The following is a 21919-nucleotide window of genomic DNA, read 5'->3' as shown; positions in this document are numbered from 1 at the left end:
CATTGCAGCAATAAAACTTCAATGGGACAGATAATCCCGGACAAGTCTTTTACTGCTTTATCCCGGCCTTTGCAAGTCTGTATTCAAAAAATCCGGGATTTTCTATCGACAGTACTTCATTATAAAATTTTTGTGCAAGATTGTCTTTTTTTGTAAGATTATAAAATTCGGCAATATAGAAAAATAATCGACCTTTTTTTACCATATCTTTTTCGTTATACGCCCGATTAATAAGCTCGCTGTCCCCTGCAAAATCCGCAAAAAGGCGGCAAATAAAATATTCCGTTTCATTTTTACTGCGGTCGATTGTTTTTAAGTAATTTTGCATAAACGTTTTTGCTTCCTGCTTTTTATTCATTTTATATGAACAAATTACGGCAAGAATGGCATATTGGTATGAAGCAGGTGCTTTTGCAAGGGCTTTTACAAAGGCGGTACGTGCATTTAACCAATCGCTTTTTTCCCAAAAAAGAATCCCCGCTCCTTCAAGGGCAAAATAATATGCAGGATATAAATTACATACCTTCACATAATCTTTTAAAGCCTCTTCTTTATTACCCAACTCATCATTTAAACCGGCACGATAAATATAAGCAAGATATGAATCGGGGTCCAAATTAATTGCGTTATTGTATGCGGCAAGGGCTTCTTTTTTTCTTCCTATTTGCATATTGTAAGCACCCAAATCCATCCAATGACCGGGAATTTTAGGGTCAATGGAAGCCGCCTTGTTTATATCCTTTAAGGCCTCATACATTCTGTCCGTTTCGGATTTTATACGGGCGAGTTCCGCAAGGGCGATACTGTTATCCGGCTGCTGCTTTAATACTTCATTTAAATTAAGCTCGGCTTGTTCCAATTTATTTTGCATATAATTGATTCTTGCAAGCCCTATTAAGGCTTCAATATTTGTTTTATCCGCCTTGTACGCTTCTAAAAATCTTTTTCTGGCTTCATTATATTGTTTTTTTCCGTATAAATCCGAGCCCTTTTCGGTCAACGCGTGTGTATCCTTCGGATTTTTTGCCAAAATTTTATCTAAATATGTATTTTTCTTTGCGGCATTATTTTCAGCTTGCGCAAGCATAGCTTGAGCATACAAAATATCGGTATTTTCAGGATATTCCGCTTCCAAAGCGGAAGCATAAGCCGATGCTTCATTTATCTTATTTGCCGAAATTAAAACCGAAAGTTTTAAAATTTTTATTTTAGAATCGGAGGCAAGCGGTTCTTTCAGATTATCAAAAAGAACTAAGGCCGCTTCATAATCCCCTTTTTTTAAATTTTCGTTGAGTTTGCCGGCAAATTCGGCTCTTGGCGATTCTTTTTGGGGTTTTGCTTTAACCTGCTCCGAATTTACGGCCTTATTTGTAGTTGCACATGACACAAACAAAAAAACACCGCTTATAAGACAGTAACAAATACATTTTATTTTCATTCAATATTCTCCTAAGATTACAATGCCTCTTGCATTTATTCTTCAGTTTATATAAACTATACTCTTATGAAACATAAATCAAGTAGGATAGTTGCATTAGCTGCATTGTACATATTTATTATTTTCGGCATTTTCGTCATTCAATTTACAATCGGAAAGACCTTTTCTTATACAATAGGAGCTATGTCCGTTTCGGGAAGACATGAGGTAAGCGAAGACGGTTCTGCGGCTCCTCTTTTACCTCTTCATATTGTATCAAACGGTTTGGATTTTTATATAACGGAGCAAAGTCCGATACTTGCCGAAACAAAGGACGGTAACAAAATACCCGTTAAAGTAGATGCATATAAAAAATCGGAAGATTCATTTACCGTAGAATGTTCGGACGGAATTTCCGTTTTATTTACGGCTTATTCTTCAGGCGGTATAGACGCAGTGAAAATAGCCGCAAAAATGCCGGCAGAAACGGCCAATATTTATTTTCCGTGGAAACTGACGCAAACGGCACGGCTTGAAAGGCATGATAATAAGATTTTTTTACGTTACGGAAAAAACCGCTATCTTTTTAAGGGCGGTTACGGTTTTGAGAATTCCGATGAACAAAATTCGGAATTTCCGCATCTCGTTCTTTCAAGTGAAAAGCCGACGGCATTTTACGAAACATACATACCTGCTCAAAGTTTAGCTTTTGAAAGTATTCCCGATACCTTACTTGCAAGCGACAACGTGTATTCGGAAACAAAAACTTCGTTCAGGGACAAGGCTTTGGCTTTTTTGGAAAATGCGGTAATTTCCAAAAATTATAATGAAGATATTTTAACGGCTTATATTGCGGAAATGGCTTCCCGCGGACAATTTCAAAAAGCAAAACAAAATGCGGAGCCTCTTGCCGTTCCGAAAGAAAAGCGGACATATAAATCATGTACATTTTATAACAATCTCGTTCAAACCGAAAAATCCCTTGCGGTATACGACAGGGAAAAATTAAAAAATATATCTTCCGATATTTCTCTAAATTCCGCGTCGGCTTTTAAAAACAGGGCTCTTATTCCGTATTTGGTAAACCATTCAAAAACAAACCTTATATTTGCATTGCAAAAAAATATGCAAAATCTTTCGGAAGAAAATTTAAACGCCTGCAATGCAGCCGGTATTTTAGAAGCGGCAATGGACTATTCTCTGTTTTTCCCCAATAACAGAAATATTTTTTATGAAAATACGGAGCTTTGCGAAAAAATTTTAAAAGATTCCCTTTTTTCGATTGACGAAGGATTATTTGTTTCTTCCGACGAAAAACAAATCGATACCGAAAGAACTTTGGAAATAGCTGCAATTTTAATAAGGTACGGAAAGGAAAATCCCGAAAAAAAGGCATGGAAATTTGTAGGACAAATGCTATATTCTTCCATATTGTCCTATGCGGGGGAATCCGCAAGTTTACCCGCTTATTTCGATATTCAAGGCAGCAAAACAACAAAGCTCGGCTTAATGGCAAACGATTCGGTAATTTTATATGCGGATAAGTTATATCCTCTGGCCGTAACGGATAATCCGGCTTTTCCGCATGAGGAATCTCTCGGTTTGCAATCGGAGCATGGGATATGGGCATGGACTTCATCAAATTCTATTACCGTTACTCAAAACAATGCAAAGGTCTTTGCATTCAGGATAGGCTTTAAAACCGAAGATATGCACTATCTTATTATACGTGGAATAAGACCCTTTTATCGGATTCAAATACATGGAATAAATTTTAGAAGCGACCAGCGTTTTGAAATTTATAACTCTTCCGGTTATGTTTACGATGAACGGACGGGAACTCTTTTATTAAAACTGAAACATAAAAAAGACTTTGAAGATATTATTTTATCTTTAGGAAGACCTCCCGAGCCGGCTCCCATACCTGTGCCGCCTGCCGCCGCGCAAGAAGAAACTCCTCCCGCAGGTACGGAAAATACGCAAGGCGGTACCGAAGAAAGTTCAAAAGAAGGCGGAGAAAATAACGGAACACCTCCGGGAGGAGAGAATTAGACAAGGTGAATATAAAGTCGTTTTTATCTCAACGGCAAAAAAACATAAATCAAACGGATTGGCGTAAATGTTCGGCAAAACAAACGTCCGAATCCGAATTGCCGGTTTTAATTTCTCCTTCATTTAAAAAATTGCTTAACGAAATTGAAAAAGAGGCAATAAAAAAACCGGAAAGACTTAAAGATTTAAAAGCCTTACGTCTTCAGCTGGAATTTTCGGAAAAAGAAAAAAATGCTGCACTTTACGAAACTTCCGACCCCTTAGGTGAACAAAAATATTGCATTACACCGTATCTTGTACACCAGTATGAAAACAGAGTTTTACTATTGACTACCGGTAAATGTCTTTCATATTGCAGATATTGTTTCAGGAGGGGGTTTACGTCAAGAAACCACGGATTTATAAATGAAAACGAATTAAAAACCGTTTGCAATTATATTGAAAAAAATCCGAAAATTACGGAAATCCTCGTTTCCGGCGGCGACCCTTTAAGCGGCGGATATAAAAACATAAAACGGGTTTTATGCGCTTTAAGAGCCGTCAGACAAAATCTTATAATACGCCTTTGTACACGGGCGCCCGTTTTTGCCCCGGAAGTTTTTACCCCCGGTCTGTTGCGGTTGTTAAAACAAAGCAAACCTCTTTGGTTAATTCCTCATATAAATCACCCCGCAGAGTTGGGAAGCGGACAAAAAAAAGCTTTACTTGACTGTATAGACTCGGGGATTCCGGTTCAAAGTCAAACCGTTCTTTTAAAAAATATAAACGACGATGAAACAACTCTGGTTATACTTTTTCATACACTCACCTGTATGGGAATAAAGCCCGGCTATCTTTTTCAGCTTGATGCGGCGGCAGGGACATCTCACTTCAGAGTGCCGTTAAAAGACGCTTTAACTTTATGGAAAACGCTTGAAAAGCGGCTTTCAGGGCTTTCCCGTCCGCAATTTTCGGCGGATTTACCTGAAGGGGGAGGAAAATTTCCTCTTTCAGCCCTTGTCGCTATGGAAAAAATAGTAGAAAAAAACGGACTTTCTTCTTTTTCCGCTTTGGGAACGGATGGAGTTATACATAAATATACACTTTAATATATAAAAAATAATACAGTGTATTATTTTTTATATATATTTAAAACTTAATAACATCTATTATCTCCAATCTAATCTTGTTTTTTTGTTAAAAAAACGTATTTATCTCTAAAATCAATTATAATTACTTAGCATAATTTTTGCTTAAATATAAAAGCAAGGAGATTAAAATGGTAGATGACGTTTTACTACAATACATAAAAGATGCAAAAAAATACCCTCTTTTAACTGCCGAAGAAGAAATCGTTTTGGCTGATGCTGCAAAAAAAGGAGATTATGCAGCCTTTGAAAAACTTATAACCTCAAATCTAAGATTGGTTATAAAAATGGCAAAAAGGTACAGTAAAAATAATTCCGTAGTTATGGAATTAATACAGGAAGGTAATATCGGATTGATAAAAGCGGCAAAAAAGTTTTCCAAAGCCTTTAATGTCAGGTTTTCCTCTTATGCCGTTTGGTGGATAAAACAATCGTTTTCCCGATATTTAAATTCTCATGAACGAATAATAAAACTGCCCGTAAGAAAAGAATTTCTTATGCGCCAAATGAAAAATGAAGAAGAAAAATATGAAATAAACCACGGTATAAAACCGTCCGATGAGGAACTTTCCAAACTGATAAACGAATCGGAAAGCTCCGTTATGCAATTAAAAAATTTAATTGCACGTGATATATGCAGTCTTGATGCTCCCGTTCAGGAAGACGGAAATTCATGTATGTATGATATTATTGCATGCAATACCTATAATCCAGAAGAAGAAGCAATAAATAAGGAATTCAGGTTACAACTTAATAAATGCATGGGCGTTTTAACCGATAGAGAAAAAGATATTATAAAAAACCGATACGGTTTAAACGGAATAAATGAAAAACTTTCATTTGCTTTTTTGGGAAGCAGATATTCGGTTTCCGCAGAATCCATACGGCAAATACAGCTTAAGGCATTGCGCAAACTTAGAACTCAAAAAAATGTAATCCGCTCAATGGCGGTATATCAATAAATTATCTGCAAGTCAGACGGGTTAACAATTACACAAGGGGCTTAAGATTTTTAGTACACAAGTTATACGGGAAATGCCGTAAAGCCTGTTATAGGATTACGGAGTTTCCTGTTATAATTAAAAAAAAATTATAAAAACAATATTTCTAATTTTAACTCCTGTATTGAAATAATCTTCCGATGAATATATAATAATTAAGTATAATAAATGATTTTGCAGTAAAAAAATTAAATTTTATCAACAAAAGGAGTTGACAAATATGGAAAAAATAATGCTTGAGTTTAAAAAGCTGGACGCTCCTCCGAAATCGATAATTGTTTTGTCTCTTTTAATTATTACTTCATGGCAAATACCTTTTATATTCGGAGCTGCGGTTTTCGGAATTTTATCTTTTGATGATTTTAAAAAAACTTTTTTAATTTCTTTACGCCTTTTTTATTTATTATTACTGCGGCGGCCGCATATTTTATTTACCGGTATTTTATGGGTATTTTTATTTCTTATCATAAAAATGATACATCATATAAAAAAGCGCTTAAATCCATAAAGCTATATGAAACATTGCTTATTATAGTTCCTATTATTTTTTCCGTTTTTATTCCTTCGGTTTTATTGTATTTATATATACCGGAATATCTGGCAACAAACATTTTTAAATCGATTTTAATGTTTTCCGCAGGAAATTGTTTTTTATTTGCATTATTTTTCTATGTATTTTTTATTCAAAAATTTGAACAATGGCTGCATATAATACCGCTTCATGCGGAGTTTAGAGGAATGCCTTTAAAAATACGGTCGGTTCTTACCGCATTTTTCAGCTTTACCGGAACGGTTCTTATAGCCTTGGCACCCTTACTTATTTTAAATTCGGGCGATTCCGTTCAAGCTGCAATAAGCATGAAAACAATTCCTTTATTATGTATCGGTATTTTTATGGGGCTGTTCGATTTATATTTACAGGCAAACGGTTCCGCATTTAGACTTAAACGTATTTTGGATTTTACTTCGGAAATGGCAAATAGAGATTACACAAAAGAAAAAATGCAAACTATAAGCCGCGATGAATTCGGTTTTTTAATGAAAGAATTAAATGAATTTCAAAGTATTACTTCCGATTTATTAAATGAAATTATGAGCGAAACAAATAATTTAACGGTGTTGGGAAACACCCTTGCCGTAAATATGAGCGAAACGGCGGCTTCAATTCGCCAAATAAATACAAATATTGACGGAGTTAAACAGCAGGCTATAACACAGGCTGCAAGTGTAACGGAGACGGCTGCAACTATCGAAGAGATGATTCGAACTATTAAACAGCTCGGTTCCGGCATTGAGTCGCAGGTAAAAAGTATAACCGAAGCGTCTTTTTCTATTGAGCAAATGACTTTAAACATAAGTTCGGTAACCCAAATGCTTGAAAAAAACAGCGACACGATAAAAACGGCTCACGAACAAGCAATAAACGGAAAACGGGGCGCCCGCGCAACTAATGAAATTGTAGCGCAAATTGCGGAAAAATCGGGCTCTTTATTGGAAGCCGGTTTGGTTATTCAAAATATTGCAAGTCAAACCAATTTACTTGCAATGAATGCGGCCATTGAAGCCGCTCATGCAGGAGAAGCGGGAAAAGGGTTTGCCGTTGTTGCCGATGAAATCAGAAAACTGGCGGAAGAATCGAACATACAGGGGAAGCAAATAGGTACGGTAATAAAAGAGTCGCTTCAAATTATAGAGAAAATAACGGCAGCGGGAAATAATGCTGAAAAAATTTTCGATGATGTATACGAATTGGTAAACGGGTTGACGGAACGGGAATCGAAAATATTATCTGCAATGCACGAGCAGGAAAATGCCAATAGGGAAATTTTGCAAGCTGTAAAAAATATCAATTCCGTAACAGAAGAAGTAAAAAACGGCTCCGAAGAAATGCTTAACGGCGGCGAACAAGCGGCACAGGAAATGTATAAACTTGACGATTTAACCAAAATTATAACAAACAGTATGAATGAAATGGCTGACGGAGCGGCGCAAATAAATAATGCCGTGGAAGAGGTAAACGGGATAAGCCAAAAAAATAAGGCCGGTATTAAAGCCTTGGCTGAAGAAGTGGGAAAATTTAAGGTATAAGAATCAGCTTATACATTTTGCTATTTCCATAATTGTTTTCTCATAAATATCGGAAAATTCTTTTAATAAGGATTGAAGCCTATCGGAACTTTCTTCATTAAATGAAGTATTTCCGTCCTTAAAAAACGCCTCTATTGCGAGAGCGGCATGACCGAGTAAATTTGCTCCTACAGTATATGCAGCTCCTTTAATTTTATGAGCTTCTTTGCGGACATTTTCGCAGACTTCCGTATCTTCGATAATCTTTTCCGCACTGCCCTGTAAAAGAAATTTAAGTGCTGCGGCTTCTTTTTCATCGTTTTTGTAAACGTCTAAAAAAGTTTTTAAGAGTTCCAAATATATTTCCTCATCGCCGCCTAATCTTTCTATTGCTTCATTTTTATTAAGCATATCAGGTTCATTCATTTTATAATTCCTTTATTATTAAGCCTTTAAAAGGCCGTTTACGTTTACAAAAATACTTGAAAAAGACGGCTTAAAAATTTAAGCCGTCTTAGATTAATAAGGTGTAATATTTTAAAAGGCTTATACATATTAAGCCCTTAAGTTTTGTTACTTCTTATTTTAATTCCTGCGACATAAGACGGTTTATCCGTTTTACGAAATCTACAGGAGCCTTTAATTCGCCGCTTTCTACAAGTAAGGCTTGCTCCAAAAGCATATTCGACATATCATCTATAAAAGCTTTATCCTCGCAAGATTTTAACTTTTGTACCAAGATATGAGCCGCATTGACTTCCAAAATGGGTTTTACCGAACTTGCCGTAAACTGTCCCATTGCCCTCATCATTCTTTCCATTTGTAAACTCGGGTCTTTTTCGTCTACAACTATGCACGAAGGCGAATCGGAAAGCCGTTTTGAAAAGCGGACTTCTTTTACCTTATCTCCGAGCGCTTCTTTAATTTTTTCGAGAACGGGTTTAAAATCTTTTTCTTTTTTTTCGGCTTCTTTTGTTTCTTCCGCAGTATTCAGCTCTTCATCCGAGCCTGCCCGGTTTGCCGCCTTTAATTCCCATTCTTTATATTTGTGAAGAGAGGGAATAACTATGTCGTCCACTTCATCGGACATAATTAAAACTTCAAAACCCTTTGCCTTGTAGGCTTCAAGGTGCGGAGATTGACGAAGAGTTTTTTCATCATCGCCCGTAATATAATAAATTGCCTTTTGTCCGCTTTTCATTCTGGAAACATAATCGGCAAAACTTGTCCATTCATCTTCTTTTACTTCGGAGCTTGTAGTCTTAAAGCGCACTAATTCCATAAGTTCTTCGCGGTGCTCGTAATCGCCGTATAAGCCTTCTTTTAAGGGTCGGTTAAATTCCGCAATGAATTTGGAATATTTTTCTTTATCGGTTTCGGAAAGTTTTTTAAACTCGGATAAGAGTTTGTTTACCGAAGCGTTTTTAATGTTTGTAAGAATTCTGTTTTGTTGCAGGATTTCACGGCTTACATTTAAGGGTAAATCTTCGCTGTCTATAACTCCGCGTACAAAACGCAAGTACGTAGGTAAGAGTTCTTTTTCATCATCTGTAATAAATACCCGCTTTACGAAAAGTTTTACACCCGGTTTGTAATCCGCATGGAACATATCGAAGGGAGCCTTGGACGGAATATAAAAAAGCGTAGTATACTCCTGTGTGCCCTCCGCCTTTGTATGAATATACATAAGAGGATTTTCGGAATCGTGCGAAAGCGATTTATAAAAGTTAAAATAATCTTCCTCTTTTAAGCTGCTTTTGGATTTTTGCCAAAGCGCTCCCCCGTCGTTTATTTGTTCAACCTTGGGAGATTCCGATTTTACCTTTCCCTTATCGTCGTATTCTTTTTGAACATAATGCAAATAGATAGGGAAAGCAATGTGGTCGGAGTAAGTTTTAATGATTTCTTCTATCTTCCAACGTGTCGCATATTCCGAATCTTCATTATTTAAATGTAATACAATACAGGTGCCGTTTACACCTTCGGGGACTTCGTCCATAACCGGAAATGCGGAATCGTCGGCCGCTTCCAAATCGTAAGAGCCTTTGCCGTCGGACGACCACTTCCATACTTCAGTTTCGCCCGCTTTTTTTGAAATAACGTCAATCGTAGAGGCGGTCATAAATGCGGAGTAAAAACCTACACCGAACTGACCTATAAGATTTGAATCTTTTTTATCGGCGGCGGCAAGATTTTCCAAAAACGCCTTTGTTCCCGAGCGGGCAATTGTTCCCAAATTGCTTTTTAAATCTTCAGCGTTCATACCGATACCCGTATCGCGGATAGTTAAGGTATTTGCCGTTTCGTCAAAGCAAATGTCGATACGCGGTTTAAATTGAATTTGCTTGTAAGCTTCATCGGATACGGTTAAATATTTTAACTTATCCAATGCATCGGAAGCGTTTGAAACAAGCTCCCTTAAAAAAATCTCCTTGTTTGAATAAAGTGAATGAATAATAAGCGATAAAAGCTGATTCACTTCCGTCTCAAACTTATACTGTGCCATAAAAAACAGCCTCCAATTAAATACAGTGTTTTTTTAAGATACTAAAATATAGACAAAAGGGCAAGCAGTATAAGTTTACGATACGTATTCGGAAACGGTTTCGTTCGAACCGCCAAACTCCGTTTCTTCAATATCGCTTGACCCTTCATCTACAGCTTTTTTTTCTACAACCTTGCCCATAAAAATATCTTCAATCATTAAAATTTTATAAGGATGTTTTTTTTCTTCCGGAAGCGGTTCCTTTTCATTTTTTTTCGGGAGGGATAAATTCTTTAATTACAATCTTACAATTTAGCCCCATAAGTTCCGTAACGGTATTGCGTAAAATTTCAGAATGTTTTTGTAAAAGCGAAACATCAAAGGCGGATTTGGCAATAATAAAAAGATTTTCGTTTTTTAAAGTCCACTCACGGCTTTGTCCTACTGCCGAAGCTAAAAGTCCGTATTGTTTCGATAAGATTTCGGCAGCCCGCTTTTTTATTTCTTCAAGCTCCTCGGAAGAAACAGTTTTATTTTGAGAAGAATTACCCGTTAAGATGTTTTTATTTGGATTATTTTCAATACGGTTATTTGCGTTATCATTTTTTATAGTATTGTTTTGCTCTATGCGGACAGCTTGATTGGACAATCCTGTTTCGACTGTCTTTTTTTCTTCTTCGTGTTTTACCGAATCCGAACCGTACGGTTTATTCGAGGCGCTTCCGTTTTTTAAAATTGCCTTAAACTGTTCGGTCAAACTGCCCGCACCGCTAAAAGATTGGTCTTCTCCTTTGCCGTGCAAATAAGAGTTTCCGGTGTTTTGATATTTCCCGTTTCCCGCATTAGGATATCCGCTGCCGCCGTAATCGGGAAGATTTACTCCGTTCGTGTTTTGCAAATAAGGGCTGTCCGTATTTTGCCGCCTGTTGCCGGTATGTGAGCGTTTTTCCGAGTAAATATTACCGCTTCCGGATTCCGGCAAAGCCGCATTTGAAGCGAGTAAATTTCTCGAGCCGCATCATAAGCGGTTTTTAATTCTTGCGGAGAAACATAGTCGGTAAGCCATGCCAGCCTTGAAACCGCAAGTTCCAATTCGTACCGCGGGTCAACGGAAAAGCGTAAATCTTTAAAAAGCTGAAGCATAATACTTAAGGCCTGTTCGATTTGTACCGAATTCCACCCTGTTAAAATTTCTTGCGGAAACCGCTCCGCACGCTGCCCTATTAGAGCTTCTTTTGTAATACCGTGCTTTACAAGCAATAAACTTCTGAAATAATCGGCACAATCGGAAACAACTTGTTCAACCGAAATTCCGTTTTGTAAAATTTCGTCCAAAACAACCAAAGCTTCATGTCCGCGTTTTGCCGTACACGCCGAAACAAGTTTATTTATGGATTCTATTCCGGTAAGTCCGAGCTTTTCATGAATTTTTTCAAATGTGATATGACCGTCCGAGAAGGCTGCCACTTGGTCAAAAAGAGTATAAGCGTCGCGGACACTTCCGGTAGCTTCGCGCGCAATCCAATAAAGAGCCTCGTCATCGGCTTGTATATTAAGTTCGGCGGCGGCTCCTGCAAGAGCTTCTTTTAAAATTTCAATAGGCACCAATTTAAAATTAAACTGTTGACAGCGGCTTTTTATTGTTGCCGGCACCTTATGAATTTCGGTAGTTGCAAAAATAAATACTACATAGGGAGGAGGTTCTTCTATAGTTTTTAATAAAGCGTTAAATGCGCTTGTAGAAAGCATATGAACTTCATCTATAATGTAAATTTTATAGCGGTTGGAATTAGGCGGGAACAATATTTCATCTTTAATTTGACGCACATCATTTACACCGGTATTTGAAGCTCCGTCGATTTCAATTACATCCAAACAGGAGCCCAAAGTAATTTCTTCGCACGAAGTGCATTTCCCGCAAGGGGTTGATTTAGGTCCTTCTGCGCAATTTAGAACTTTCGCCAAAATACGTGCGGAGCTTGTTTTTCCGCAGCCTCTGGGCCCGGAAAACAAATAAGCGTGAGCAATTTTTCCGGCTTCTATAGATTTTTGTAAGGTGGCAGCAACGAATTCCTGTCCCAGTAAATCTTCAAACCTTTGCGGCCTCCGCCGCGTTGCAGTTACTTGATATTCCATAGAGAATATTATAACAAAAAATAAGGTAAAATGAAACAGGTAGATGAAAGGACCGTAAGTTTTGTAATTATTTTTAAGTTTCACTGCGGTCTGTATTTTAATAAACCGCAGCGCTATTTTAAATTAAAAGATATGAAATTTATAAAAGTTAAAGTAAAAAGGCAAGTAAATGCGCAACAAAGCCTGCAAATAAGCCTCCTATTGTATGGCTTAAAAGGGCCTTACCCGTAAGCTCCTTTGTATCAAGAGCGTCCATCATTGCGATGTGTGTAGAAATATACCCGCTCCAGCACATACAAATTGCCGTAAATACAGCAATATCGTTTGCCGTTACTTTACCCGCCGCAGCCATTTCTTTTACGACACCCAAAGCGGCACCCGTTGAACCGAGTGCGGTAATAGGAACCGAAATAGCTTCAGGTGTGCTGAACCCGAAAATAGGGGATAAAATAAAACTTAATTTCGTTCCTATCCACGGAAGAAGAGCAATGCCTTCGCGGCTGGCTCCCGTATATGTTCCGTCCGGACTTGGACCGTTTGTAAGCATAATTACTACCGTACAAATTATAACTACACCCGGAATAATTGCCATTCCCATATTTACACCGGATTTTCCTCCGTCAAGCATTGCCTGAATAAACCGTTTTCCGGCACTGCCTTCGCGTACCGTACGCATTTTTTCCGGAATGCTTTCAGCTCTGTGAGTCGAAACGAATTTATCTTTACCGTACATTTTTTTAGAAAAATGAATCATTAAGCGCACCGAAACGATACTGCCTGCAATTGCACCTATATTTCCCAGTAAAGCGGCGGGAAGAGCCGATTTTACATTTAACCCCATCATTGCCGTTGTAGTAATTAAACCCATTCCGAAGGCTGTACCGATGTTTGTAAGTGCCGGCAATTGATATTGTTTAAAATATCTTCTAAAGTTGTCATCATCTGCAAAAGTTAAAATTGCAGGGTTATCGGAAAGATAGCAATTTAATACTCCAAGCGAGGCGGCTCCGGGTAAGTCGTAAAGCGGTTTCATAAGTTTGGATAACAGTTTGTTAATTAAAGCTACTACACCGAATTCGGAAAAAAGCCCTGAGGCGGCGCCTGCCAAAACCGCAACGGCCATTAAATACAAACAAATGTTTACCAACAAATCAAAACCGGTTTCCATCATAGTTTTAATCATATTTACGCCGCCCATAACCGAGCCCACGCCGGCAAAAAAACCGAAAAAACAAACTATGAAAATAAAATTTTCCCAACCGATTTCTTTTTTAAAATAAGATTTTTGCTCCATTTTAATAATTCCTCCAGAACAGTTTAGCGATTATAATAAAAGTAAGTCGGTTTTTCAAGAGGGATGTAACCGTGTATACGGTAAAAAAATAACGTTATAAAAATTTAAATATCCGCTTTAGCTTATTTTATAAATATAAAAGCAAAAAAGATAATTTCCGCTTGACATTTTTTTAAAAATAATATAGTATTATAGACACATAGTATACATACAATTATTTTACTATAGGTTAATATTATTGACAGGAGGGATTTTTTTGAAAGTAGAATATGATCAAAACCGCCCGATTTACTTACAGATAATCGAAAAAATCAAATATAAGATTATTGACGGCGAAATTGCTCCGGGAGAAAGACTTTTATCGATGAGCGATATGGCGGTAGAAATGGATGTAAACCCTAATACGATGTTTAGAGTTTACAGAGACCTTGAAGCACAAGGCGTTACTTTTTCACAAAGAGGATTGGGCAGTTATGTTGTAGATGATTCCGATATTGTGAAAAAGCTTTCAAATGAAATGGCTGAAGATATTTTAAACACTGCAATTGAAGGCTTAAAAAAAATTAAATTTTCCGACAGTCAAATTATCGAAGCCGTAACAAAAAAGCTGACATAAATTTTAAGGAGAAGCTATGAGTGTAATATTGGAAACAAATAATTTACGTAAAACATATTTAGGCAAAAAAGCGGCATTGCAAAATGTAAGTTTAAATATTCAAAGCGGAAGAATATTCGGACTTTTAGGGCCTAACGGTTCAGGGAAAACAACTTTTTTAAAAATTATTGCGGGATTACTGAAACCTTCCGGAGGTTCTTTTACCGTATGCGGAAAAAATTTCGGTATTGAAACAAAACGAATCGTTTCATTTTTGCCGGATAAAAATGTCGTTTATCCGTGGATGAGTGCAAAAGATGCGATAGGGTTTTATGCCGATTTTTTTGAAGATTTCGATAAAGCCAAGGCATTTGATATGCTTAACTTTATGAAACTCGAACCTAAGCAAACCGTAAAAACAATGTCAAAGGGTATGATTGAAAAATTAAATCTTACACTTACATTTTCCAGGGCATCAAAACTTTATATTTTAGATGAACCCCTGGGCGGAACCGACCCTGTAGCACGGGAACAAATTATTAAAACGATTATTAAAACATGGTCCGAAGAAAGCGCTATTTTAATTACAACTCATCTTGTTTCCGATATTGAGCATATATTCAATGATGTTGCATTTTTAAAAGACGGGGAAGTCGTTTTGGAAGGCGATGCGGAAGATTTACGCATAACACGCGGAAAATCCATTTATCAAATTTATCTTGAAGTTTTCGGTGTATAACCTGAAGTTTTTTAGGGAGATTTTTATGATTAGAATTTTTAAATATGAAATGAGAAGACGTCTTAATATGATTTTAACTTTGGGCGGGTTAATGACGGCCCTTTCAATAGGTTCCATACTTTTAATATTGGTTACCGGAATGCCTATTAACAATGCAATATCGGGGTCTACAATATTTTGGTGGTATCTTATAACATTTTTTGCCATTATATTTATTCCTATGGTAATGTTTTTTATGTGCAGTAATGGACATGTAGACGAACTTTTATATAAAGATACAAACTACTTAATGCTTACAATACCCATACGAAGCGAAGAAATTTTAGGCGGAAGACTTCTTGCAGGTTTTGCAGAGTATTGCATTTATTCCGTTATTTCCGTAATATTTTTTATAATTTTTGCCGCTCTTCAAGTTACGTCGGCGGAAAGCAGCAGCTATATGTCCGTAGGTTTCGGCTCCGCTTTTTTAGGAATTCTTGAAAATATCTTTGTGTATAATTTTTTGCCTACGCTGTACTTTTTACTCTTAATTATTTCCGGATTTTTGCTTGTAGGAACGGTTTTTATGTGCGTAAAAGCTCTTACACGTTCTTTTATTCGCAAAAAGAATTTAGCTCAATTTATTGCAATAATTTTATTTATTATGATAATGAGCCAAATATCAAAATTAGGTTCTTATCTCAGCAGACAGTGGAATCTTGTACAATATTTGGATTTAAGTCTGCATTTTAATTTTGCGGCAAATGACGGCTCTATGTTTTCACAACCCATTCCCGTTTATCTTGTAACAACTATTATGACATTCCTTCTTGCAGGAGGGTTTTTCGTAGCTGCAAGCTGGCTGATTAGAGAAAAAGTGGAACTGTAATTTTTAAAACGGCAAAATTACAAATTTATTGTATCATATCAAAAAAATACCGCAATACATATTTACAGTTTGCGGTATTTTTTTATCCGTTCATATTTATCCTTTAATTGTTATCAATTTAATCTTACATTCCCTCCCAATGGACTTTTTATTGTGTTTTAATTACAATAAAAAATATGGGTGAAATTTTTTATCTTGCCAAAATAGGTGAAATTAATTTAAAAAAAGGAAATTTAAAAGACTTTGAATTGCGCCTTTCACAAAATTTGCAAAAATATCTTTTAGGTGCGGCTCCGAAAATACGCGTACGTGCAGGAAGAATGTACGTTACCGTAAAAGAAGAATTTAAAGAAAAAACGGAAGATGCTCTTAACAAGTTAATAGGAATTACAGGTTGGGCAAAAGCGATTCCCGCCGAAAAAAACTTCGATTCCATAGCGGCGGTTGCAAAAACCGAGGCGGTAAAAGCCAGAGAAAGGGGCTGTAAAACTTTTAAAATAGAATCAAGACGCGGAGAAAAAACATTTCCGATGACGTCTTACGAAATCTCTAGAGAAGTAGGCGGCATTATTCATACTGAAGGAATCTTACAAGTTGACGTTCATAATCCCGATGTTATAATATCGATAGAAATTAGGGAACAAGCCTTTATATACGGTGCCGAACATAAGGGAAGGCGCGGCCTTCCTTGCGGCTGTTCGGGAAGGGGTTTACTTCTTCTTTCAGGAGGAATAGATTCTCCCGTAGCCGGTTTTAAAATGCTAAGCCGAGGAATGAAATTGGATTATATTTATTTTCATTCGCACCCTTATACCTCCCCCGAGGCTCAAGAAAAAGTGGAAACTCTGGCTTCAATCCTTGCAAGTTACGGACTCGGAGGGTATTTGAACACAATTCCGTTTACAAAAGTGCAGCAGCGCATAAAGGAAAAAACTCCCGAACCTTATTTAACTCTTATAATGCGTATATGTATGATGAAAATTGCAAATATGACCGCAAAAAGCATTAACGCAAAATGTTTAATTACGGGTGAAAGTTTAGCTCAGGTTGCAAGCCAAACAATTGAAAATATTACGGTAACAAATTCATTTGCGGAATATCCCGTTTTCAGACCTTTAATCGGCACCGATAAAGAAGATATTACTATTGCCGCCCGCGAAATAGGTACTTACGAAACTTCAATTCTTCCTTATGAAGACTGTTGCGTAATGTTTTCACCAAAGCACCCTATCCTTCATTCGAGGCTTGAAGATGCGAGAGATATTTATGCACGTCTTGAAATCGATGAGCTTTTGGAAGAAGCGTATTCGCAGCGGACAGTAAAAAAATTCGAATTTTAAAACATAAAATATAACAAAATATGAAAAATATTTTTGATTACCGCGTAGAAAGAATTCATTCTATAATTTCTCCTCAGGAAATGGAAAAAAAAATCCCCGCTTCCGAAGAAATTTATTCTTTTATATTAAATTCGCGAAAAGAAATAAGCGGGATTTTAAAAGGAAAAGACGAAAGGTTTTTGCTTATTGTAGGGCCCTGTTCAATTCACGATACGGAAGCAGCCTTCGATTATGCCCTTAGGCTTTCGGCACTGCGGAAAAAGTATGCCGATTCTCTTTATATCATTATGCGCTCTTATTTTGAAAAACCCAGAACGGTTTCGGGCTGGAGGGGTTTAATTGTAGAGCCGGATTTAAACGGTTTTATAAATATCGCAGGCGGGTTGGAAAAGGCCAGAAATTTTTTAATAAAACTTGCCGAAATACAATTGCCTGCCGCAACGGAAATGCTTGACCCTATTGTTCCTCAATATATTGCGGACCTTGTAAGCTGGGCTTCAATAGGAGCCCGCTCCGCTGAAAGCCAAATGCACAGGGAATTGGCGTCGGGACTTTCTATGCCTGCCGGGTTTAAAAATACTACTTACGGCGATTTATCGGCTGCCGTAAACGGAGTAATTGCCGCCCGTCTTCCTCACGCCTTTGTAGGAATTGCTCGAAACGGACTTTCGGCAATTATTCACACAACCGGGAACGAAGACGCCCACTTAATTTTAAGAGGCGGAACGGAAACCGCAAATTACGATAAGACTTCCGTTTTAAACGCTTCCTCCGCTTTGGAAAAAGAAAATATAAAGGCGGCTGTTTTAATCGACTGCTCTCACGGGAACTCCCAAAAAAATCCTGAAAAACAGCCTGATATTTTATTAAACAGTTTGGCTTTGCGTTTCGATAAAGATGAACCGCTTTTATGTATACGGGGCTGCATGCTTGAAAGTTTTATTCAAAGCGGCACTTGTTCAATTGACTCCTGCCGTATAAGCGGGAATTACGGTAAATCAGTTACCGATTCTTGTATGAGTTGGGAATTAACGGAAAAAACCCTTGAAAAAGCTTATAATTTTATTTTAATGAATAAGAAGGATTAAGAAGGAATAAAAATGAATATAGATATTTATACGGACGGAGCTTGCTCGGGTAATCCCGGAAAGGGCGGCTGGGCATATGTTATAATAAACAAAGACGAAGACTCGGAGCTTTTACGCGGCAGCGGAGCCGACCCCCTTACCACCAATAACCGTATGGAATTATCTGCGGTTATTAACGCTTTAAAAAAAGCTCAAACGGAGTACGGTACAAACGGCTTATGCTTTTCCGTTTACACCGATTCGCAATACGTTCAGCAGGGAATAAGCAGCTGGATTTTTAATTGGAAAAAAAACAATTGGAAAACAGCTTCAAAGCAGCCCGTAAAAAACCAAGACCTTTGGCAAGAACTTGATAAACTTTCCGCAAGTTTAATGCCTAAATGGTTTTGGGTAAAAGGGCACGCAGGAAATAAGTATAACGAAATTTGCGATAACCTTGCAGTGTCGGCAATGAAGACGGTTTAAAAAAACGGGTTTTGCATTGTAAAAATTGCAAATACCCGTTTTTTTACCTTTAAGATAAAAAAGAAGAACCCTCGAAAGGAGGAAAACGAGGGTTCTTTGAAGTAGTATGTGTATCTTTTCTGTGTGTATAATGAATATACTTGATTTTAAAAAAAATGTCAAGCGGTTTTATGAAAAATTTATGATTTTTTCACATTTTTTTACTGTTTTTTACAGTTTTTTCTAAAAACTCTAATTATTTTTTTAAATTTACACGGTATTCCGTATATTTTACCCTTCCCGCATTTATTGCATCTTTTAACGAACGCTCAACGGGGCTTAAAGCCGAATTTCCGGTTTTTATTTCAATAAATGTTATATCCGTAATAAAGCCTTCGGACGCACCGTTAAAGGCTATATAATCTACGGGTTTACCTATAAAGCGTATTTCAGCAGGGTCGGAAGGAAAATCGGGCAAAAACGGGGCTATTTGTTCGCCAAGCTGACCGTTTAATACGGCTCGGGAACGCTTTACAGCGTCCGCCCTTTCGGCTTTTATTTTTGATTTATTGTTTAGTATTCCGGTAAAAAAACCGAGTAAAAATAAAAAAAACGCCGCCGCTAAGAACAGGATAAGATATCCTGCCTGAAGAGAAAAAAACGTCGATATAAAATTATTCATCGGATTGTCCTTAAAAATTTACCGCTTACATCTTTTCGATTCTGGCGCGTTCAGCCCCTATTGTTGTATTGGAGCCGTGCCCCGGATAAGCTATTGTATTGTCGGGCAAAGTCATAAGTTTTTTAAGAGATGCAATAAGTTTCTCTTCACTGCCCCCCATTAAGTCGGTTCTTCCGTGAGAGCGGAAAAAAAGAGTATCGCCTACAAAAGCGAACCCCTCATCTTTTTTCCAAAAACAAACGGAACCTTCAGTATGACCGGGTGTATGTATAACCGTAAAGCCGTTTACCTCATCTCCGTCATTTAAAAAGCCCGTAGGTTCCGGTAAATCGGTTTTTAATGCCGCAATATAGCGTTCGGCCCGTATTTGCTTAAAACAGGCAATATGGTTTTCTTTTCCGTGTACACCCAAATAATGTGCGTCCGCGGGGTGAATCCAAACGGAGGAACCGGGGTATTTTAAAACAAGGTCGGGAACTCCGCCTAAATGGTCAAAATGCCCGTGAGTGAGCATAATTTCAAGCCGCTCGGGGTTTTTCCTGTCTAAATATTGAATAAGCTCTTCATCGGCTCCGCCCGGGTCAACCAGCAAAACGGTTTTTTCATTAAGGGGGATTGCCCAAGTTTTTACAAAAAGCGGGCCGGTATAAATTTCGGTAATCTCCATAATTTTGTTATACGAAATTATAAAAAAAAAATCAACAGATGTTTATACTTGAATAAATATTTCGAATAAGTACGGAATTAAATATGCCTTGTTATTCCGTAAAAGGTCTATGCTTTTTAAAACGGTATATTAAATTACAGGCTGAAATATTTTTTTAATACGGCCGATAATTATATAAAGGAAGAGTTAGATGGATATAAAAAAAATAATCGAAAATTCGTCAACGGGGAAAAATGCCGTAATTGAACAAGTTTCCTTACAAGGGCATATATATAACGATTTGTTTAAAATAACTGCGGGCTCACAAATTTATTCGGCAAAGGTACGGAATATAAATTCGTGGAATATAAAGGAATCTCTATATTGTTTAAGCAGTATAGATAACAAAGATAAATTTATTCACCCTTATACTGAAATTATAGAAGCCGGCGACAATGTAATTTTAATTTCCGAATGGCTTAAAGGAAGTCAACCTATTACTGAAAATAGGGATAAAATAAAATTATTTTTTAAAAGTCTGGCCGAATTTAATAAAAAAAATAAATCGGACGCTCCGTATACTTCAATGTATTTAGACGGAAAAACTTTTTTAAATATTGAGGAAATGATAAAAACGGAGGCGTCTCAATATTTTCAATTTTATAAGGGTAAACACAGCTTAAAAAAATTAAAAACCTGTTTGCTGGGCTTATCCGCAGGTTTCGGTACTGTAATAATGGAAGACTTTAATACGGGAAATATGTTTATTAAAGAAGACGGCAGCCTTTGTTTAATTGATACGGAGTATTTAATCCGCGGTTTAAATACATATCAATTTGAACATATAAATTTATTTAAACTCGAAACACCTGTATGGAGCAATATAACGGAAGAGGCTGCTGAAAGTTTAAAAGTATATTTTGACGCATTAAATATAAGTGGAAGCAATGCTGAAATACAAATACGCGGATATTATTTAATGAGCGAGTTCAGAAAAATGGCATACTCCGCTTATAAAAAAGAAACCGTCGATTTTAATGTAATTGACAATAATATCGATTTAATTATAAACGGAAATATTTATGAAAATCATTCAAATAAAGACTGACGCATTGACACAGCCTGAAATAAGCAAGCTTTTTAAAAAACTGAATGTTAAAAAAAGTTCTTTTGTTTTCGCAGCATTTAAAAATAATTTAATTACAGGTATTGCCTGTTTATATCAAAATGAAGTTCATACAAATCGTGATTACATTGCCGTTTATGTGAAAGAGAAGTACCGCAGAGAAGGAATAGGTTTGGAGCTTTTACATAAATTACAAAGCGTATCCGAAAAGAAAAAATATCAATGTATGTGCGACTCTTCAAACACGGCGTTAATCTTATTTTTACAAAAAAACGGATTTTCATTGGCAAGAAGATGTTATAATTTTTCTTACAAATATATTGATAAACCGCTTTTAAATTTTTACGGCACAATAAAAGAACTTAATAATATTTCAATTTATGAAGAAAAAGAGTTAGCCCGTTTAATTTTTAAAAATTATTCTTTGTTTCATAAAAAAATCAATGCCCTTTCAACAAGTATAAATGACGAGATTTTTTACAATAAGTTAATAAAGCCCTATAACAAAAATCTTTCTACAATGCTTTTATTGGACGGGAAACCTTCCGCATATATGATTGTATACGGTGAAGATGAGAACACGGAAATAGGCTATATCGGCGGAAAATATAAAAAGGACATAAATATTTATCTTAATTATTTTTTAAATAGAATTAATTCACTTTCTTTTAATACCGAAGGCTTAATGTTTGAAATAGATGATGCAGATTTTTACGCCTTCCCTCTTATAAAGGCAATGAATGTAACCGTCCGTAATTCGTATAACACATACATTGCCGAATGACTTAAATATAAGCGTTAGGGGCTTTTTA

The 21919-nt window shown here is 36.7% G+C and carries 21 protein-coding genes and 1 pseudogene; 13 read left to right on the top strand and 9 right to left on the bottom strand.

The window, feature by feature from the left end; genetic code table 11:
- Positions 1 to 49: 49 nt before the first annotated feature.
- Positions 50 to 1438, bottom strand: coding sequence for a tetratricopeptide repeat protein (locus tag DYQ05_RS02575; protein WP_024469101.1), 1389 nt, complete (start codon positions 1436 to 1438; stop codon positions 50 to 52).
- A 66-nt stretch (positions 1439 to 1504) separates the two neighbouring features.
- Between DYQ05_RS02575 and DYQ05_RS02570 the strand changes: the two genes are divergently transcribed.
- From DYQ05_RS02570 to DYQ05_RS02550, 5 genes are all read left to right on the top strand, one after another.
- The gene (locus DYQ05_RS02570; RefSeq protein WP_024469100.1) at positions 1505 to 3469 is read left to right on the top strand and encodes a hypothetical protein; all 1965 of its coding nucleotides are present in this window, start codon (positions 1505 to 1507) and stop codon (positions 3467 to 3469) included.
- A 44-nt stretch (positions 3470 to 3513) separates the two neighbouring features.
- Positions 3514 to 4557, top strand: coding sequence for a KamA family radical SAM protein (locus tag DYQ05_RS02565; RefSeq protein WP_206184087.1), 1044 nt, complete (start codon positions 3514 to 3516; stop codon positions 4555 to 4557).
- A 170-nt stretch (positions 4558 to 4727) separates the two neighbouring features.
- Positions 4728 to 5558, top strand: coding sequence for a sigma-70 family RNA polymerase sigma factor (locus tag DYQ05_RS02560; protein ID WP_020964339.1), 831 nt, complete (start codon positions 4728 to 4730; stop codon positions 5556 to 5558).
- A gap of 259 nt (positions 5559 to 5817) precedes the next feature.
- Positions 5818 to 6105, top strand: a complete 288-nt coding sequence (locus tag DYQ05_RS02555; protein ID WP_206183778.1) for a hypothetical protein — start codon at positions 5818 to 5820, stop codon at positions 6103 to 6105.
- Positions 6042 to 7685 carry a methyl-accepting chemotaxis protein gene (locus DYQ05_RS02550; protein WP_206183777.1) on the top strand — a complete coding sequence of 548 codons (1644 nt, stop codon included), beginning with the start codon at positions 6042 to 6044 and terminating at the stop codon, positions 7683 to 7685. Before DYQ05_RS02555 ends, DYQ05_RS02550 begins: the two co-directional genes overlap by 64 nt.
- A 3-nt stretch (positions 7686 to 7688) precedes the next feature.
- Here DYQ05_RS02550 and DYQ05_RS02545 read toward each other — a convergent pair whose 3' ends face one another.
- From DYQ05_RS02545 to DYQ05_RS02525, 6 genes and pseudogenes are all read right to left on the bottom strand, one after another.
- On the bottom strand, positions 7689 to 8090 hold the full coding sequence (locus DYQ05_RS02545; RefSeq protein ID WP_020964337.1) for an Hpt domain-containing protein: 402 nt from the start codon (positions 8088 to 8090) through the stop codon (positions 7689 to 7691).
- Positions 8091 to 8244: 154 nt separating this feature from the next.
- Positions 8245 to 10170, bottom strand: a complete 1926-nt coding sequence (gene htpG, locus DYQ05_RS02540; protein ID WP_206183776.1) for a molecular chaperone HtpG — start codon at positions 10168 to 10170, stop codon at positions 8245 to 8247.
- A 75-nt stretch (positions 10171 to 10245) separates the two neighbouring features.
- On the bottom strand, positions 10246 to 10368 hold the full coding sequence (locus DYQ05_RS14280) for a hypothetical protein (protein ID WP_290121751.1): 123 nt from the start codon (positions 10366 to 10368) through the stop codon (positions 10246 to 10248).
- A 46-nt stretch (positions 10369 to 10414) separates the two neighbouring features.
- Entirely contained in the window at positions 10415 to 11047 is a 633-nt protein-coding gene (locus DYQ05_RS02535; RefSeq protein ID WP_206183775.1) for a hypothetical protein, read from the bottom strand.
- A 98-nt stretch (positions 11048 to 11145) separates the two neighbouring features.
- Positions 11146 to 12285: pseudogene (gene dnaX, locus DYQ05_RS02530) on the bottom strand (DNA polymerase III subunit gamma/tau); the annotation flags it as partial.
- Positions 12286 to 12433: 148 nt separating this feature from the next.
- Positions 12434 to 13579, bottom strand: a complete 1146-nt coding sequence (locus DYQ05_RS02525; RefSeq protein ID WP_024468172.1) for a CD0519/CD1768 family membrane protein — start codon at positions 13577 to 13579, stop codon at positions 12434 to 12436.
- A 256-nt stretch (positions 13580 to 13835) separates the two neighbouring features.
- Between DYQ05_RS02525 and DYQ05_RS02520 the strand changes: the two genes are divergently transcribed.
- From DYQ05_RS02520 to rnhA, 6 genes are all read left to right on the top strand, one after another.
- Complete coding sequence (locus DYQ05_RS02520) at positions 13836 to 14195, top strand: GntR family transcriptional regulator (protein ID WP_020964333.1); 360 nt, start codon at positions 13836 to 13838, stop codon at positions 14193 to 14195.
- Positions 14196 to 14211: 16 nt separating this feature from the next.
- A complete protein-coding gene (locus tag DYQ05_RS02515) occupies positions 14212 to 14913 on the top strand; it encodes an ABC transporter ATP-binding protein (protein WP_020964332.1) in 702 nt (233 codons plus the stop codon).
- 25 nt (positions 14914 to 14938) lie between these two features.
- Positions 14939 to 15781 carry a hypothetical protein gene (locus tag DYQ05_RS02510; RefSeq protein WP_024469160.1) on the top strand — a complete coding sequence of 281 codons (843 nt, stop codon included), beginning with the start codon at positions 14939 to 14941 and terminating at the stop codon, positions 15779 to 15781.
- Between the two features lie 176 nt (positions 15782 to 15957).
- Entirely contained in the window at positions 15958 to 17121 is a 1164-nt protein-coding gene (gene thiI / locus DYQ05_RS02505; protein ID WP_024466986.1) for a tRNA uracil 4-sulfurtransferase ThiI, read from the top strand.
- 20 nt (positions 17122 to 17141) lie between these two features.
- Positions 17142 to 18209: a 3-deoxy-7-phosphoheptulonate synthase gene (locus DYQ05_RS02500; protein WP_020964329.1), complete on the top strand. Its 1068-nt coding sequence runs from the start codon at positions 17142 to 17144 to the stop codon at positions 18207 to 18209.
- Between the two features lie 12 nt (positions 18210 to 18221).
- On the top strand, positions 18222 to 18674 hold the full coding sequence (rnhA, locus tag DYQ05_RS02495) for a ribonuclease HI (protein ID WP_020964328.1): 453 nt from the start codon (positions 18222 to 18224) through the stop codon (positions 18672 to 18674).
- 235 nt (positions 18675 to 18909) lie between these two features.
- On the opposite strand, the gene DYQ05_RS02490 is transcribed toward rnhA, so the two are convergent.
- Together DYQ05_RS02490 and DYQ05_RS02485 are read right to left on the bottom strand one after the other, a co-directional pair.
- On the bottom strand, positions 18910 to 19335 hold the full coding sequence (locus DYQ05_RS02490) for a Holliday junction resolvase-like protein (protein WP_020964326.1): 426 nt from the start codon (positions 19333 to 19335) through the stop codon (positions 18910 to 18912).
- A gap of 25 nt (positions 19336 to 19360) precedes the next feature.
- Entirely contained in the window at positions 19361 to 20002 is a 642-nt protein-coding gene (locus DYQ05_RS02485) for an MBL fold metallo-hydrolase (RefSeq protein ID WP_024469162.1), read from the bottom strand.
- Positions 20003 to 20192: 190 nt separating this feature from the next.
- Between DYQ05_RS02485 and DYQ05_RS02480 the strand changes: the two genes are divergently transcribed.
- On the top strand, positions 20193 to 21089 hold the full coding sequence (locus DYQ05_RS02480; RefSeq protein ID WP_024466985.1) for a hypothetical protein: 897 nt from the start codon (positions 20193 to 20195) through the stop codon (positions 21087 to 21089).
- Complete coding sequence (locus DYQ05_RS02475) at positions 21064 to 21891, top strand: GNAT family N-acetyltransferase (protein ID WP_206183773.1); 828 nt, start codon at positions 21064 to 21066, stop codon at positions 21889 to 21891. Before DYQ05_RS02480 ends, DYQ05_RS02475 begins: the two co-directional genes overlap by 26 nt.
- Positions 21892 to 21919: the final 28 nt, after the last annotated feature.

This window comes from Treponema pedis, assembly GCF_017161325.1.
GTDB lineage: Bacteria > Spirochaetota > Spirochaetia > Treponematales > Treponemataceae > Treponema_B > Treponema_B pedis.
This window is presented reverse-complemented; position numbering and strand designations above follow the sequence as displayed.